Source organism: Herbiconiux daphne, from assembly GCF_024979295.1.
GTDB lineage: Bacteria > Actinomycetota > Actinomycetes > Actinomycetales > Microbacteriaceae > Herbiconiux > Herbiconiux daphnes.
On the sequence record NZ_JANLCJ010000003.1, the window covers coordinates 391,034 to 406,537 of the forward strand.

Annotated in this window: 10 protein-coding genes; 4 read left to right on the forward strand and 6 right to left on the reverse strand. The window is 71.4% G+C overall.

Annotation, left to right across the window (positions count from 1 at the left end; all coding sequences use genetic code 11):
* Positions 1–43 precede the first annotated feature (43 nt).
* Positions 44–1,852, reverse strand: coding sequence for an ATP-dependent helicase (locus N1032_RS10580; protein ID WP_259539030.1), 1,809 nt, complete (start codon positions 1,850–1,852; stop codon positions 44–46).
* Entirely contained in the window at positions 1,849–2,874 is a 1,026-nt protein-coding gene (gene nudC / locus N1032_RS10585) for an NAD(+) diphosphatase (RefSeq protein ID WP_259539031.1), read from the reverse strand. Before nudC ends, N1032_RS10580 begins: the two co-directional genes overlap by 4 nt.
* Before the next feature lie 61 nt (positions 2,875–2,935).
* Between nudC and N1032_RS10590 the strand changes: the two genes are divergently transcribed.
* Positions 2,936–3,985, forward strand: coding sequence for a phosphotransferase (locus N1032_RS10590; RefSeq protein WP_259539032.1), 1,050 nt, complete (start codon positions 2,936–2,938; stop codon positions 3,983–3,985).
* 59 nt (positions 3,986–4,044) lie between these two features.
* Here N1032_RS10590 and N1032_RS10595 read toward each other — a convergent pair whose 3' ends face one another.
* The gene (locus N1032_RS10595) at positions 4,045–7,737 is read right to left on the reverse strand and encodes an ATP-dependent DNA helicase (protein WP_259539033.1); all 3,693 of its coding nucleotides are present in this window, start codon (positions 7,735–7,737) and stop codon (positions 4,045–4,047) included.
* Positions 7,734–11,231: a PD-(D/E)XK nuclease family protein gene (locus N1032_RS10600; RefSeq protein WP_259539034.1), complete on the reverse strand. Its 3,498-nt coding sequence runs from the start codon at positions 11,229–11,231 to the stop codon at positions 7,734–7,736. Before N1032_RS10600 ends, N1032_RS10595 begins: the two co-directional genes overlap by 4 nt.
* A 164-nt stretch (positions 11,232–11,395) precedes the next feature.
* Between N1032_RS10600 and N1032_RS10605 the strand changes: the two genes are divergently transcribed.
* On the forward strand, positions 11,396–11,620 hold the full coding sequence (locus tag N1032_RS10605) for a DUF3107 domain-containing protein (RefSeq protein ID WP_259539035.1): 225 nt from the start codon (positions 11,396–11,398) through the stop codon (positions 11,618–11,620).
* A gap of 9 nt (positions 11,621–11,629) precedes the next feature.
* Positions 11,630–11,935, forward strand: coding sequence for a hypothetical protein (locus N1032_RS10610; protein ID WP_259539036.1), 306 nt, complete (start codon positions 11,630–11,632; stop codon positions 11,933–11,935).
* A 98-nt stretch (positions 11,936–12,033) separates the two neighbouring features.
* On the opposite strand, the gene N1032_RS10615 is transcribed toward N1032_RS10610, so the two are convergent.
* Positions 12,034–12,750, reverse strand: a complete 717-nt coding sequence (locus N1032_RS10615; protein ID WP_407933023.1) for a ferritin-like fold-containing protein — start codon at positions 12,748–12,750, stop codon at positions 12,034–12,036.
* 233 nt (positions 12,751–12,983) lie between these two features.
* Here N1032_RS10615 and N1032_RS10620 point away from each other — a divergent pair, with 233 nt between their 5' ends.
* A complete protein-coding gene (locus N1032_RS10620) occupies positions 12,984–14,597 on the forward strand; it encodes a DEAD/DEAH box helicase (protein ID WP_259539038.1) in 1,614 nt (537 codons plus the stop codon).
* A 33-nt stretch (positions 14,598–14,630) separates the two neighbouring features.
* Here N1032_RS10620 and N1032_RS10625 read toward each other — a convergent pair whose 3' ends face one another.
* Positions 14,631–15,503, reverse strand: a complete 873-nt coding sequence (locus N1032_RS10625) for a PHP domain-containing protein (protein ID WP_259539039.1) — start codon at positions 15,501–15,503, stop codon at positions 14,631–14,633.
* Position 15,504 lies beyond the last annotated feature (1 nt).

Genomic DNA, 15,504 nt, shown 5'->3' on the forward strand with positions numbered 1-15,504 from the left:
CATGCCGTGCGCGTGCGACGACCGGGGTTGCCCGGTCACGCGATCACGGTCGAGCGGGTGCGGCGGCATCCGTTGTGCGGATGCCGCTCTCCTCGAGAAAGCGCGACGGCTGTCGGGCCCCACCCCGCCGAGTGCCGACCGCCGCCCACGACAGCCCGAGCCGTTCGCGAGCGCGGGTGATGCCCACGTAGAGCAGGCGCCGCTCTTCGTCGATGCCCTCGAAGCCGGTGGCGTAGCTGATCGGCAGCAGACCCTCGGCGACGCCGACGATGAACACGACGGGCCACTCGAGGCCTTTCGCCGAGTGCAGGGTGGCGAGCGTCACCGCGCGCACGGTCGGTTCGTGCTGCGACGACTGCCGCTCCATGAGCTCGTCGGTGAACTGGCGAAACGTGCTGCCCTGCGGCATGCTCTCGGCGAGACCCATCAGGGCGTTGAGCGCTTCCCAGCGGTCGCGCACGGCGCCCACGCCTTCGGGAGGGTCTTGCGACCAGCCGCGGGTGCGCAGCACGTCGCTGACCGATTTGAAAAGGGGTTCGTCGACGATCGACACCGAGGCCGCGCGCAGTTCCATCACCGCGCGCTTCACGTCGGGCTGGTCGAAGAAGCGGGTGGCTCCGCGCAGCTGGTAGCTGATGCCGGCGGCCGCGAGCGCCTGCTCGAGCACCGCCGACTGCGAGTTGGTGCGGTAGAGCAGGGCGATGTGCTGCGGTTCCACGCCCGACGCGACGAGCTCGGCGATCTCGCGAGCGACGCCGTCCGCCTCGGCGAGGTCGCTCGCGTAGGCGGTCAGGCGCGGTTCGACGCCCTCGGTAGTCGTGCCGGCGGTGGCGGAGCCCTGCTGATCGGCGTTCGAGCCCGGGCTCGCGGGGGCGGTCGCTGACGGCTCGTCGTCGAGGTCGGGTTTGGCGGCGTGCAGCGTGAGGGCGCCCGGGCGCCCGCGCATGAGCCGATTCGCCACCGCGATGATCTGGGGCGTCGACCGGTAGTTCTGTTCGAGCGTCACGACGGTGGTGTCGGTGTGGCGGCGCTCGAAGTCGAGCAGGTAGTCGGCGCTCGCGCCGGCGAACGAGTAGATGGTCTGGCTCGCGTCGCCGACCACGCACAGGTCGCGCCGGTCGCCCAGCCACTGCAGCAGCAGGTGGTGCTGCAGCGGCGACACGTCCTGGTACTCGTCGACCATGAAGAACCGGTATTGCTCGCGCACCTGGATGGCGACCGACGGCTCGATCTCGATCATGCCCGCCGTGGCCAGCAGCACGTCTTCGAAGTCGAGCTGACGGCGTTCGTCTTTGAGCTTCTCGTAGCCCTCGTGCAGCGCGATCATCTGCTCGACCGAGATCGTCGACGGCATCGTGCGCGCCGTGCGGGCCTTGAGGGCGTAGTCGGCGATGCTGATGTTCGAGACCTTGCGCCACTCGATCTCGGCGGCGATGTCGCGAAGCGTCGCCGTGTCGACGCGCAGGCGCAGCAGCTCGGCGGTGTGAGCGATCGCCTTCGCCTTGTTGTCGATGATCTTCGGCGCCTCGCCGCCGATGACCTGCGGCCAGAAGTAGTTGAGCTGCGCCAGCGCGGCCGAGTGGAACGTCCGGGCCGCCACTCCCCCGGCACCGAGCGGCCGCAGTCGCGTGCGCAGCTCGGCGGCGGCACGAGACGTGAAGGTGAGCGCCATCACGCGGTTCGGCGAGTAGACGCCGGTCGCCACACCGTAGGCGATGCGGTGCGTGATCGCCCTCGTCTTGCCGGTTCCGGCTCCGGCGAGAATGCACACCGGCCCGAGCAGCGACCTCGCGGCGACGCGCTGCTGGGGGTCGAGGGCCGTCAGCATATCGTCGGCGGAAGGCTCGGTCATCCGTCCTCCGGTTCCGGCAGCGGGCCCCCGAACCACCGTTCGATGATCGCACGGGCGATCGAGGCGTGCCCGGGCAGCAGCACGTCGGTCGCCGGATCGGCGATCTCGGCTCGACTGAACCACCGCAGGTCGAGGATCTCGTCGCCGTCGGGCCGCAGTCCGGCCGGATGCGCCTCGGAGACCGTCGCCATGAAGCCCACCATGAGCGAGGCCGGGAACGGCCACGGCTGCGAGCCGACGTAGTGCGGGTCGTCGATCACGACCCCCGACTCCTCGCCGATCTCGCGGATGGCGGCCGCCTCGAGCGACTCCCCCGGCTCCACGAAGCCCGCGAGCAGCGAGTAGCGGTTGTTCTCCCACAGCGCGTTCGAGCCGAGCAGGATGCGGTCGTCGTGGTCGACGATGCCCACGATCACCGCGGGGTCGGTGCGCGGGAAGAGCTCGATGTCCTCCACCGTGCACCGGCGCACCCAGCCGCCGCTCTCGACGGTGGTCGGGGCACCGCAACGCGGGCAGTGCGTGTGGGTGGTGTGCCAGTTGGTGACGGCGAGCGCTTCGGTGAAGGCTCCGGCGCTCACGTCGTCGAGGTCGGAGGCCACCATGCGCAGGTTGAGCCAGCTCGATGTCGCGGTCTCAAGGGCTGCGGCGGCGGCATCCGTCACCGAGATCGCGAACAGGGGGGTGTTCTGCGGCAGTGCGGCCGAGTCGTCGAGCGAGAAGCCGAGATAGAGGCGGATGCCGCCCTCCCCTTGAAGCTGCTCGAGCACGAGAGCGGGCAGGTCGCGGGGTGAGCGAAGATCGAGTTCCGGATGCACCCGCACCGTCGGCGCCGGGCCGAAGCCGTCGTAGTCGGCAGGGTTGGCGCCCCGGGTGGCGAGGGCCTGGCCGCGGTGCAGCACGAGCACCCGCGCCTCGGAGCCCGCCCAGCGTGCGTCGAGCAGGGCGGTGTCGGCGCGGCTGACATGATCGCGGTCGATCCGGTGTCGTGACAGCGGCAGCGTTGACTGGAAAGCGCGTGACATGGTTGCCCAATCGTGCGTGGCGAAAGCCGTGGCCGGACAGGACCCGCCCTACCCTAGAGACATGGCGAGATCCCACCTCACTCTAGCCGCGCTCGCGACCTCCGCCGTCTCGGGCGCCGACATCGTCACGACCCGCGCGCTCACCAGCGCGACCAACGGGCGCTTCGACGCCGCGGTCGTGACGCTGCGCTCCGGCGAGGAGTACGTGGTGCGTGTTCCCGTCTCCAGCGACGCCGAATCGGAGCAGTCGCGCGACCTCGTGGCGCTCAACGCCCTGACCCCGGGGGTGCGGTCGCGGCTGCCCTTCCACATCCCCTCCTACGTCGGGCAGGCGCCGATCGGCGAGACACGCGCGGTGGTCTACGACTACATCCAGGGGTTGCCCGGTGCGCTCGACGACATCGGGGGCGAGAACAGCGCCTCCGACTCGATCGGCCGGGCCATCGCGGCGGTGCACTCGCTGCCCACCTCCGTCGTCTCCGACGCGGGGCTGGCCACCAACACGGCCACCCAGATCGCGGCGACCTCGCGCAAGCTGGCCGACCGCGCCGCCGCGTCGGGCAAGGTGCCCAAAGAGCTGCTCACCCGCTGGTCGCTCGCCCTCGAAGACAGCGCGCTCTGGCAGTTCCAGCCCACCGTGGTCAACGGTGCGCTCGCCCCCGAGTCGTTCCTGCTCGTCGATCAGCAGGTCACCGGCATCCTCGGCTGGCAGAACCTGCGCGTCGGCGATCCGGCCCTCGACCTCTTCTGGCTCAACTCCGCGTCGAGCGCCGAGAGCGCCGATCGCGTCTACGCCGCCTACGAGCACTCCGTCTCGCGCCCGGCCGACCGGCAGCTGCGCAAGCGTGCGCGGCTCTACGCCGAGCTCGAGATCGCCCGCTGGCTGCTGCACGGTGTCGACATCCGTGACCAGTCGGTCATCGCCGACGCCGAGGCGATGCTCGGCAGCCTGAGCGCCACGGTTCAGAACGACCTGCTCAACCCGTTGTCGACCGACACCGGCCAGATCATGGCCGTCGAAGACGTCGAGGCGATGCTCGACCGCACCCCGGTTCCTGGCCGCGGGGGCGACAGCCGCACCGAGCACGCGAACCGCATCGCCGAAGACTGACGGCTGCGGCGGCCTACGGCCCGGCGTGGGGATGCCGGATGCGGGTCGCCGGATGCCGGTCAGAGCATCGATTCCCGAAGCAGGGCGACGAGCTCGTCTTCGCTGAACAACCGCTCGGGGCGCACCACCTCGTCGTCGGCGACGAAGTAGAAGGCCGCGTCGACCCGGTCGACGTCGATGCCCTTCCACCGCGCGTAGGCGAGGCGGTAGAGGGCGAGCTGCAGCTGCTTCAGTTCGAGATCGGCAGCGTCGACCGGAGCTTTTCCGGTCTTCCAGTCGACCACCGTGAAGGTGTCTCCGTCGGCGAAGATCGCGTCGATCTTGCACACCACGACGCGGCCGGCGAGCACGAGGTGGATCTCGACCTCGACCTCCTCGGCACGGCGACCGGCGAACTCCGAGGCCTCGAAGGTCGCGACGAGCTGGGCGAACCGGCGGTCCTCGTCGACGTCGGTCGTGGGCGCGGCCGCGGTTGTGGGCGCGGTCGCGGCTGAGGTCGTGGGCCGATCGAGGTCGTCGGCGAGGTCGTCGGCCGCGGTCTCGAGTGACCCGACCCCCTCCTCATCGAGCCCGAGGGGATCGAGTCGGTCGCCGAAGGGCTCGAACTCGTCGTCGAACGGTTCGAGCTCGTCGTCGAAGAGGTCGAGGCTCTCCCCCGCCACGAAGGCCAGATCGACGAGTTCCGACCCGCCGGCCTGGCGGAACCGCTCCTCGACCCAGCTATGGAACCGCGTGCCGAGCCGGGTCTGGCGGAACGGACGCTCGGGCATCGGGCGCTGCAGGGCGCGCACGACCGCCTGGGGGTCGGCCACGTAGTCCTTGAAACGCGAGGCCGGGATGCGAACGGGCACATCGAGCATCCGTTCGCCCCGCAGGGCGGCACGCTCGGCCAGCAGTAACTCGATGTCGTGGTCGTAGGGAGTGGCCATGGCCGGGTCGGCCGCGAGCACCGCCTGCGCCGCCGCGGCCACGCGAGGCCGACGCGAGCCCAATGGGTCTCTCGGCCAGGTGGTCCAGTTCTCCGACTCGGCGAGCGGGTTCTCGTCGAACGCCGAGACTGCGGGAAGCAAGCCCGTGCCGATGACCCCCGCGGCTTCGAGTTCGCGTAGATAGAGGCCGGGGCCGCGCACCTTCTTGACGCCCGTGGTCCAGAACGAGCCCGACAGCAGCAGGTTCACCCGGGCCCTCGTGACCGCGACGTAGATCAGGCGGCGCTGCTCGGCGGCGTAGTGGTCGGCGTTCGCCGCCTTGAACGCGTCGAGAGCGGGCTTGAAGTCGCACTGCGCCTCGATCGAGCGCCACGCCAGTGACGGCAGCTCGGCGGCATCCCCGCGGAAGTCGAACGGGAGCTCCCCGAACGAGAGCCAGCCGAGGTTGGATCGCGGGTCGCCGGGCAGCTCGCTCTCGACCATGCGCGGAATCGCCACGACATCCCACTCCAGCCCTTTCGCACCGTGGATGGTGAGGATCTGCACGGTGCCCGGCTCGGGCTCTTCGGTGCGCGGCTCGAGCCGGTCGCGCTTCTCGGCCTCCTCGAGCCAGGAGAGGAAGTCGCCGAGACCCGCGGTGGGATCGAGCGCGAGGAACGACGTCAGCTGCTCCTCGAACGCGTCGAGGCTGGCCCGCCCGGCGGTGGCGTGGGGGCTCGCCAGCACCTCGATGTCGAGCAGCAGTTGCTGCTGCACGAGGTCGACGAAGTCGACGAGACCGAGACCGGCGCGCGTGCGCAGCGAGGCGAACTGCCGGGCCGCCGCCGTGAGGCGCTCGAGACCGACGTCGCTGAACCCCGCCACCGCCGTGTGGCCGGGCGACGCGGTGGCGAGAAAGTCGAGGGCGTCGATGATCGAGCGGTCTTCGTCGGCCACGACCGAGCTGCGCAGCTGGCCGGCGACTGCCCCGTCGAGCTTCTGGAAGCGGTGGTCGCGCTGAGAGATCCACGAGGCCAGTGAGCGCAGCGCGACGAGGTCTTTCGTTCCGATGCGCCAGCGCGCGCCGCCGAGCACGCGCACGAGGTCGGGCCCGGCCGTCGGGTAGTAGAGCACGCGCAAGGTCGAGACCAGGTCGGCGACGGCCGGCTGCCCGAGCAGGCCGCCGATGCCGAGCACGTGATAGGGGATGCCCCGCGCCTCGAGCGCCGCGGTGAACGGCTCGATCTTCTTCACCGAGCGGCAGAGCAGCGCGGCCGAGCGGCGACGGCCCTCGGTGTCGCGCACGCTCAGCTGCGCCTCGAGCCAGACGGCGACCTCCCGGGCCTCGTCGCTGACGGTCTCGCTGAAGGACACGTCGAGACTCCCCCGGATGACTCCCGGCCGCGGACCGAGGCGCTCGACCGGAACACCCGCGGTCGCCGTGAGCGGGGCCACCAGCGTGTTCGCCGCGTCGAGCACGAGGCTCGGGTTGCGCCAGCTGGTCGAGAGGGCGAACGGATGCCCCGGGTCGGGCGCCGCGGAGGGAGCCGGGAGGTGGGGCTGCGCCGCGAGGCCTGACAGCGCGGCACGGTCGGGCTCGGCGGCAACGTCGCGCTGCGCCGGGGCGAAGTCGGCCGAGAAGCGGGCGAGGTTCGCAGCACTCGCGCCGCGCCATCCGTAGATCGACTGGTGCGGGTCGCCGACCGCCATCACCGCCTGGCCGCGGAACAGGGCTGACAGCAGCCGGGTCTGCACCACGGAAGTGTCTTGGTATTCGTCGAGCAGCACGACCCGGAAGCGGTCGCGGTAGTCGTCGACCACGCGCGGGGTGCCCTCGACGATCGCGAGGGCGAGCGCGATCTGGTCGGAGTACTCGACGTAGCCGCGCCGGATCTTCTCGGCCGCATAGGCGTCGGCGAGGTCGAGCAACAGCGGAAGGGCCGCCACGTTGCCGAGCGCCTTCGCGAGGTCGCCGGGAACGCCCTTGAGCCGGGCGGATCCGAGCGGAAGTTCGCCGAGCTGCAGGAACCGCTCGGCATAGGCACTGACGCCCGCCGACGTGATCACGTTGTCGGCCAGTGCGCGGCTCAGCGACAGCACCGCCGACGTCACCACGTCGACCGATTTCTCGACCTCGAGCAGACGCGGGTCGGCGCTCGACACCACGACCTTGCGGGCGAGCTGCCACGCCGACGCCTCGCTCAGCACGGCGGCCTCGCTCTCGCGGCCGATGACCACTGCGTTCTCGCGGAAGATGCTGTTCGCGAAGGCGTTGTAGGTCGCGATGGACGGCGCGTCGAAGGGGTCGAAGGCGACGTGCGCGAAATCGGCCTGCACCAGCTGCTGCAGGCGCGTGCGGATGCGCTCGGCCAGTTCGCCGGCAGCCTTGCGGGTGAAGGTGAGACCGAGAACCTCGGGCACGGCGACCAGGCCGTTCGCGATCAGCCACACGACCCGGTTGGCCATCGTCTCGGTCTTGCCGCTGCCGGCGCCCGCGACCACGATGCGCGGATCGAGCGGCGCCTCGATCACGGCGCGCTGCTGATCGGTGGGCCGGGGCAGGTCGAGGCGTTCGGCGATCTCGATGGCCGAGATGCGCCCGGCGGCGCGCGGGAAGGGTGCGACCGGGCGCGAGCCCGTCGAGGCTCCCGGGCCGGTGCTCGGGCCGGCGGCCTGGCCCGTGTTCGCGCTCGTGGCTTCGCCGAAGTCGCCGAAGTCATCGGCGTCATCGTTTTCGTGTGCATGTGCGTGTTCGCTCGAGCCAGGTCTCCGAGCTGGGCGCTCGAACCGCTCGAATGCGCGGGGGTCGTCGAGGTCGTCGAGGTCGAACAGCGCGTCGGTCACTCGGACACCGCCTTGATCAACTGGATGCGGTAGTCGTAGTTGTTCTGGAAGTCGCGCTCCTCGGGGTCGGCGACGCCCGGGAAGGTCGCCGCGGCCATACCCTCGGCCACTTTCTCGATGCGATCGGCGATGTCGGCCAGGGCGTCGTCGTCGAGGGGATCCTGCGCCCGCACCGTGAACCGCAGCCCGCGCTCGCCCTTGGCCACGTAGAGCAGGGCGGCTCCGCCCGAGGCGGTGGCCGCGGCATCCGGAGCGAAGCCCTCGACCGCACCCGACTTCACGGCCAGCTGGTAGGTCGCGAGCTGGGCGTGCCGCGGCAGGTCGCGGGCCGACGCCGGGTATTTGCCGGTCTTGAGGTCGATCACCACCACGGTGCCGTCGGCGCGCCGCTCGATGCGGTCGATCGAGCCGTTCACCTCGGCGCGCCCCTGGCGAAAGCCGAACGTCGCCTCGGCGCCCACCAGCTCGTGCTGCGACGCCGCGAAGCTGCGCAGATAGGCACTCAGCCCGTCGAACTTGGTGCGCAGCGCGCGCTTCTCGCGCTCTTCGATCCAGGGCGCCTCGAAGCGCAGTTCCTGCCAGCGCTGCTGCGACGCGTTCCAGAGCTCGTCGCTGGTGAGATCGGCGTCGGGATCGGCGGAGACCTGCTCCATCACCGAGTGCACGATGGTGCCGATGCCGGCCGCGAGCCCCTTCGATCCGCCGGCGACCTGGTCGATGAACCAGATCAGCGGCGAGCTCTCGAAGGCCTCGATGCGCGAGGGCGAGACGCGCACCACGGCGTCGGGGTCGTCGGGGTCGACGACGGGCTCGTCGGTCGACGCGGCGAGCAGGCCGTACCACTCGGCCGGGTGCGCGCCCGGCACGCCCTCGGCGGCAAGTCGCGCGAGGGCGGCGGCGGCGCGCTGGTCGCCCTCTTCGGTGAGGCGGCGGCGCAGATAGCCGGTGGTGCCGCGCAGGGTGAGCGGATGCCGCACCACACGCACCGGGCCGGCATCCGGTGCCAGCCCGAAGAAGGCCGAGGGCTGCTCGTCGTCGTTCGCCACGCAGCTCAGCACGGTGAGCTCGGTGGAGCGCGACACGGCGAGGGCGAACATGCGCAGCTCGTCGGCCAGCACGTCGGCGCGGGTGTCATCGGCGGGCAGACCGGTGCGCGGGGCGGACACGGCAGAGGGCCCGCCGAGGTGCGCCTCGACGCCGTCGCGTTCCCTCGCGGCGCGATCCGGGTCGGTGGCTGCGCCACCGGCCGCGGACAGCGTCAGGTCGACCTCGACCGAGACGCCACCGGGCGCAGCCACAGCGGCGCCGCCCGCCTCGGCCAGGGCGCTGAGCGTCTGCGCGTGCAGGAGTGAGCCGCGCTGGCGCAGGTTCGGCCACACCGACTCCTGCAGGACGGCGACCACCACGACCTCGACGTCGATGCCCACGGCGCCCGTGGGGGTGGTGACGAGCACCGAACCGCTGCGTGACCGGGGTGACAGCGTGTCTTCGGGCACCTCGGCCGTGAGGAATTCGTCGATGAACAGTGCCGCGGGCCGCTCGGGCTCGCGTTCGACCGAACGCTTCGCCGAGGTGAACAGCGCGACCGCGCCGTCGAGGTTGCGGTTCGCCTCGTCGGCGACGATGCCCGATCCGCTGGCGAGGTCGCCCCAGCGCTTCGCGAGGCCGGTGCGCTGCCAGAGTTCCCAGAGCAGTTCTTCGATGGTCGCGCCATCGGCGTGGCTCTGTGCGAGCTTCTGCAGGGTGACCCCGAGGGCCGCGACCCGCCGAGCGGGGGCGGAGTCGATCACGGCCAGCACGCCGGGCGTGAGAACGGCTTCGCGCAGCAGTTCGTCGGCGTGCCGCGACCCGCCGGCGGCTAGTTCGTCGTGGCGCAGCGCCAGGCGCAGGCGGCGGAGCCCCACGGCGTCGATGCCGCCGAGCGGGCCGAGGATGACGGACTGGAGCGCTTCGGGGGTGAACTCGAGCCGGCCGATCGCGAGTGCGACCGCCTCGACCAGATGCCGGGCGGCGTAGTCGTCGCGCAGTGCCTGCACGGCCGACAGCGTGCGCGTCGGCACCTCGGCGAGCGCGAGGCCCCGGGCGAACGCGGGCACCAGGGCGCCTGACCGCACCACGACGGCCATGCGCGACCAGTCGGTGTCGTGCAGCAGGTGGCGCTCGCGCAGCAGGCGCGCGATGGTGGAGATCTCGGCGGCCCGCGAATCGGCCTGGATGGTGAGCACCTGGCCCGGTTCGGCACGACGCGGCGCCTCGCGGCCGGGTTCGGCACGACGCGACGTGTCGCGGCCGGGTTCGGCACGACGCGAAGTCTTGCTGTCGGGGTCGGCCGCGGCACCCTGCACTGGCGCCGCGCCCATCGCGCCCGCCGAGACCGCTGACCCGCGAGCCTCCCCGCCGGGGGCCTCGAGGGCGTCGCGGGTGTCGCGCTGCGAGCCGGCGGCAGCGGTGCCGATGCGTTCGGTGACCCGTCGGGTGAAGTCGCGCAGGGCGCCGCGCTGCCGATAAGAGGTGCGCAGCACGACCGGCGGTGCCGTCGGCACACCGAGAGCCCGGGAGAGCTGCCCGAGCGCCCGCACGTCGGTGCCGCGGAAACCCGCGGTGGCGGCATCCGGATCGCCGAAGGCGACCACCGCGGTGCCCCGTCGCGCGAGCTCGCGAACGAGGGTGAGGGCGCCGACCGGCAGGTCGTGGAAGTCGTCGACCACCACGAGCCGCACTCCGCTCAGGCCGCCGCCCGTGCGCACGAGGCGGCGCCCCTCGGCCAGGATCTCGGCCGAGTCGAGCCGCGCCGCCTCGAAGCCCTCGATGGCCGCCCGGTAGTCTCTGACGAACGCCGCTGCCGAGACCCACTCGGCCACTTCGTGCCGGTGGCCCAGTGCTTCGAGCGCCTCGGCGGAGACGCCGTTCTCGGTGGCCCGCATCATGAGCTCGCGCAGTTCGGTGCGGAACGCCTTCAGCCGTCGCACCTCGGGCGGCAGCTCATCGGGCCAGCGCACCGCCGGTCTGCCCTCGGCGGCGTCGTCGATCGCGCCCTCGATCAGGTCGGCGATGACCCGGTCTTGTTCGGCGCCGGTGAGCAGGGCCACGGGCCGGCCGGTCGCCACGGCGTTCTGGCGCACCAGCTCGAAGGCGGCCGACGTGGGCGTGCGGGCGAGCGGACCGTTGCTCGGGATGCCGAGCCGCAGCGCCACCCGGTCGCGCAGTCGCGTCGCACTCTGCCGGGTCGGCGTGAGCACCAGGATGCTCTCGGGCGCGAGGCCGAAGCGCTCGACGCGATCGGCCACGAGTTCGAGCAGCGCGTGGGTCTTGCCGGTGCCCGGGGCGCCGATCACCGCGAAGGATTGCTCGGGCCCCCGGTCGAGGATCGACCGCTGCTCGGGGTCGAGCCCGCCCTGCGACGGCGCCGACGAGTCGGGCCCGGTCGAAACGCGCCCCGCAGGAGGCACGGCGCCGGCCGAGGCGTCGAGTTCGAGGGCGGATCCGTGTGGCACGGGCACCACGCTAGCGGGCGCCGCCGACAACGGGCGGAGGCGCCCTGCGGTGTTCGCTCTGGGCTGGTGCGCGACGGGCGCCGAACGTGCGGAGCGGCCGGGACGGTGCCGTAATCTGGGCGAGTGGTCGTCACTGCGGCCACGTGACGTGAAAGGCACACCTGATGGACATTCGTATCGGTATCGCTAACTCGCCCCGTGAGCTCAACTTCGAGTCGAGCCAGTCCCCCGCCGAGATCGAGAAGGTCGTGGCCGATGCCCTGTCGGGTGGCGGCACGCACGTCTCGCTCACCGACAACAAGGGCAAGGTCTACCTCGTTCCCGTGTCGGGCCTGGCCTACATCGAGATCGGCAGCGAAGAGTCGCGCCGCGTTGGCTTCGTCGGCTAGCATCCGCTCATGGAACTGCTGTTCATCACCCTTGGCGGTGTGATCCTCGGCCTCGGCGCGCGCTACCTGCTGCCGAACCGCGATCGCCACGGCGTCATCCTCATCCCCGCCATCGGCGCGGCGGTCTCCGCGGTCATCTGGCTCGCGTTGACCTGGGCCGGCTGGGCGTGGGACGGCGGGTGGATCTGGGTGGTCAGCCTGGTCGTCACCGGCCTTGTGGTGGTGGCCGCCGACATCCTGATCGGCCGCAGCCGCAAGACCCACGACGACGAGCGGCTGCAGGCGCTGCTCTCGGGGCGGGTTCCCGTCAGCTGACGGCGGCGAGAAGTCGACGAGACGTCCATCTCCGTGTGAGGTGGGCGTCTTTTGACGTTCGGGGCGACGCGGAGGCGAGGCGTCACGCGTTAAGGCCGTCAGGCGGTCAGGCCGAGCCGGTCCATGCGGCGGGTGTGCGCAGCGATCATCTCGGTGAAGACCGGCTCGATGCGCTGTTCGTCCGATTCCGGGTTGCCGGTGAGGTGGATGGCCGAACGGGCCACCAGCAACGTGTCGCCCACCACCCGGCGGCCCCACATCGCCAGCCGCGAGCCGAGCACGGCGTCGGCGGCGATGGCGTCGGAGAGGATGTCGACGATGGCGCGGCGGCCGGTGTCGGCATCCAGGATCGCGATGCAACGCGGGCCCGTGTCACCCGGCAGCCCCGCGGCGAGCAGCGTGAAGAAGTCGTCGAGGATGCCGGCCGTGAGGTAGATGCTCGCCAGCTGCTCGAACCAGTCCGATCCCCGCACGAGGGCGCGGTAGCGGTCGATGCCCGCGGTGAAGGGGTCGATGACCTCGGAGGGCGCGTCGACGCGGCGCCGGATCTCGGCCACGAACCGCTCGTGCTTGTCGAGCGCCTGGCCCGCGGCCGGCGCGAGCAGTTGCTTGGCCGCGACCGTCGGCGAGGCGGCGATGGCATCCGACACCTCTTCGAAGATGGCCAGCTGCACATAGGCGACCTGCCCCAGGTAGGGCAGCACCTCGGGGGTGAGCTCGGCCAGGTTGACCTTCGGCAAGGTGGACGTGTCGACCCGGGGCTTCAGCCGCGGGATGTCGATGCGCACCTTCGGGCGGCGGAGGAATCCGAACACGACGTTCATACTATCCGGGCGCCGCGCACCCGATTCGCCGACAGCGCAGCCGTTTGGGCGCTGCTCCGCGCGCTTCCGGCGTCGTGATCAGCGCGGTCGACTAAACTCGAGGCGGGCCCTGAAGAAACTCGGGGCAATCGCCGCCGTCCGACGCCATCGTCGGTTGTCGCAGCGCGTCATCGCGCAGCACCGTTCTCTCACGGCGGCCTCGCATCCACGACAGGGTATCCATAGTGACTTTCAGTGAACTCAACATCGACCAGGACATGGTCGATGCTCTTGCCGCCAAGGGCATTCTCGAGCCGTTCCCCATTCAGGAACAGACCATCCCGCTCGCGCTCGACGGGCAAGACATCATCGGCCAGGCCAAGACCGGCACCGGCAAGACCTTCGGCTTCGGCCTCCCCCTCATCCAGCGTCTGGGCCTCGACCCCGAGCCCGGCGTCAAGGCGCTCGTCGTCGTTCCCACCCGCGAGCTGTGCGTTCAGGTGACCGAAGACCTCGAGATCGCCGCGGGCAACCGCAACACCAAGATCGTGTCGATCTACGGCGGCAAGGCCTACGAGGGGCAGATCGAGCAGATCAAGGCCGGCGCGCAGATCGTCGTCGGCACCCCGGGCCGCCTGCTCGACCTGGCCGGCCAGCGCCTGCTGAACCTCGGCGCCGTGCAGGAGATGGTGCTCGACGAGGCCGACAAGATGCTCGACCTCGGCTTCCTCGCCGACATCGAGAAGCTCTTCGCGCAGACCCCGGCCACCCGCCACACCATGCTCTTCTCGGCCACGATGCCCGGCCCGATCGTGGCGCTCGCGCGCCGCTTCATGAACCGGCCCATCCACATCCGCGCCACCGACCCCGACGAGGGGCTGACGCAGGCGAACATCAAGCACCTCATCTACCGTGCCCACAACATGGACAAAGACGAGGTCATCGCCCGCATCCTGCAGGCCGAGGGCCGCGGCAAGACCGTCGTCTTCACCCGCACCAAGCGCGCCGCCGCCAAGCTCGTCGAAGAACTCAACGACCGCGGCTTCAACGCCGCTGCCGTGCACGGCGACCTCAATCAGGAGCAGCGCGAGCGTGCCATGGCCGCCTTCAAGGCCGGCAAGAAAGACATCCTGATCGCCACGGATGTCGCGGCTCGCGGCATCGACGTCGACGACGTCACCCACGTGATCAACCACACCATCCCCGACGACGACAAGACCTACCTGCACCGTGCCGGGCGCACGGGCCGTGCCGGCAAGACGGGCATCGCGGTGACCTTCGTCGACTGGGACGACCTGCACAAGTGGGCCCTCATCAACCGCGCGCTCGAGTTCGGCCAGCCCGAGCCCACCGAGACCTACTCGTCGTCGCCGCACCTGTTCACCGACCTCGACATCCCCGCGGGCACGCGCGGCCGTCTCAAGGCCAGCACGCGCTCGGAGGAGGCCCGCACGGGTTCGTCGGCCGGTGGCGGCGGCGAGCGCGGCGGCCGGGGCGGGTCACGGTCGGGCGGCAGCCGCGATGGGGGCCGCGACAGTGGTGGCCGCGACGGGGGCGCCTCGCGCTCGAGCGGTCCTCGCGAGGGCGGCGACAGCGCCGAGGGCGGCAGCCGCCCGGCGCGCAGCCGCACCCGCAGCCGTTCGCGGTCGGGCAGTGCCACGACCGCCGACGGCACCCCGCGCAGCTTCAACGAGATCTTCTCGTCGGCCCCGGCCGGCGGCGAGGGCGCGTCGGCCGCGACCGGCACGGCCGCGGCCACGGAGTCCACGTCGACCGGCGGCGGCTCCGAGCACCACGACGGCAACAGCGCACCGCGCCGCCGCAGCCGCTCGCGCCGCCGCGCTCCCCGCCCTGAATAGCCGCACCGCCAGCACCCACTGCCGGCTCGGCCGTCACACGGCGTAGACGGGAGCGGATCCGGTCGCGCGCGCGATGAGCGCGTCGACGACCTCGGGGGCCGTGGTGTTCTCGCCCAGGCGATTGGGTTTGCCCTCGCCGTGGTAGTCGCTCGAGCCTGTGAGGGCGAGCCCGTAGGTGTCGGCGAGGCGGCGCAGCCGCACCTTGCCCTCGTCGGTGTTCTCACGATGATCGATCTCGAGGCCGAACAGTCCGGCATCGACGAAGCTCGCCATGCGGTCTTCGAGCACCACGTCGGTGCGGCTGCGCGTGGCTGGGTGGGCGATCACCGGCACTCCCCCGGCGGCCACCACCAACTCGATCGCCACGAGCGGGTCGGGCGCGTAGTGCGGCTGGTAGTAGCCGGCGCGCCAGTGCAGGATGCCGGCGAACGCCTCGCTGCGCGTGCTCACGAGCCCGCGGGCCACGAGCGCGTCGGCGATGTGCGGGCGGCCCACGGTCGCGCCGGGCTCGGTCTGGGCGATCACGTCGTCCCAGTCGACGTCGTAGTCGCGGCCGATCGCTGCCACCATCTCCTCGGCGCGATGCAGCCGCGCCTCTCGGATGCGCGCGGTCTCGGCCACGAGCTTGGCGTTGTTCGGGTCGAAGAGATAGGCGAGCAGATGCACGCTCGACCAGTCGACCCGAGTGCTGAGCTCCATTCCCGGAATGAGCGTCACGCCGTTGCCGATCGCCGCGGTGGTGGCCTCGGCCCAGCCGGCGGTGGAGTCGTGGTCGGTCAGGGCGACTGTTCCGAGTCCGGCCTCGGCCGCCGCGCGCACCAGTTGCGCGGGCGATTCCGTGCCGTCGGAGACCCTGCTGTGCGTGTGCAGGTCGATCGGCCCCCGGAAAAGCCGATCGGAAGACATT

What these genes read in the sequence shown, in the direction of transcription:
- N1032_RS10605 (WP_259539035.1), top strand. Translation starts at nt 11,396, where the DNA reads ATGGACATTCGTATCGGTATCGCTAACTCGCCCCGTGAGCTCAACTTC.
- nudC (WP_259539031.1), bottom strand. Translation starts at nt 2,874, where the DNA reads ATGTCACGCGCTTTCCAGTCAACGCTGCCGCTGTCACGACACCGGATC.
- N1032_RS10610 (WP_259539036.1), top strand. Translation starts at nt 11,630, where the DNA reads ATGGAACTGCTGTTCATCACCCTTGGCGGTGTGATCCTCGGCCTCGGC.
- N1032_RS10625 (WP_259539039.1), bottom strand. Translation starts at nt 15,503, where the DNA reads ATGTCTTCCGATCGGCTTTTCCGGGGGCCGATCGACCTGCACACGCAC.
- N1032_RS10580 (WP_259539030.1), bottom strand. Translation starts at nt 1,852, where the DNA reads ATGACCGAGCCTTCCGCCGACGATATGCTGACGGCCCTCGACCCCCAG.
- N1032_RS10590 (WP_259539032.1), top strand. Translation starts at nt 2,936, where the DNA reads ATGGCGAGATCCCACCTCACTCTAGCCGCGCTCGCGACCTCCGCCGTC.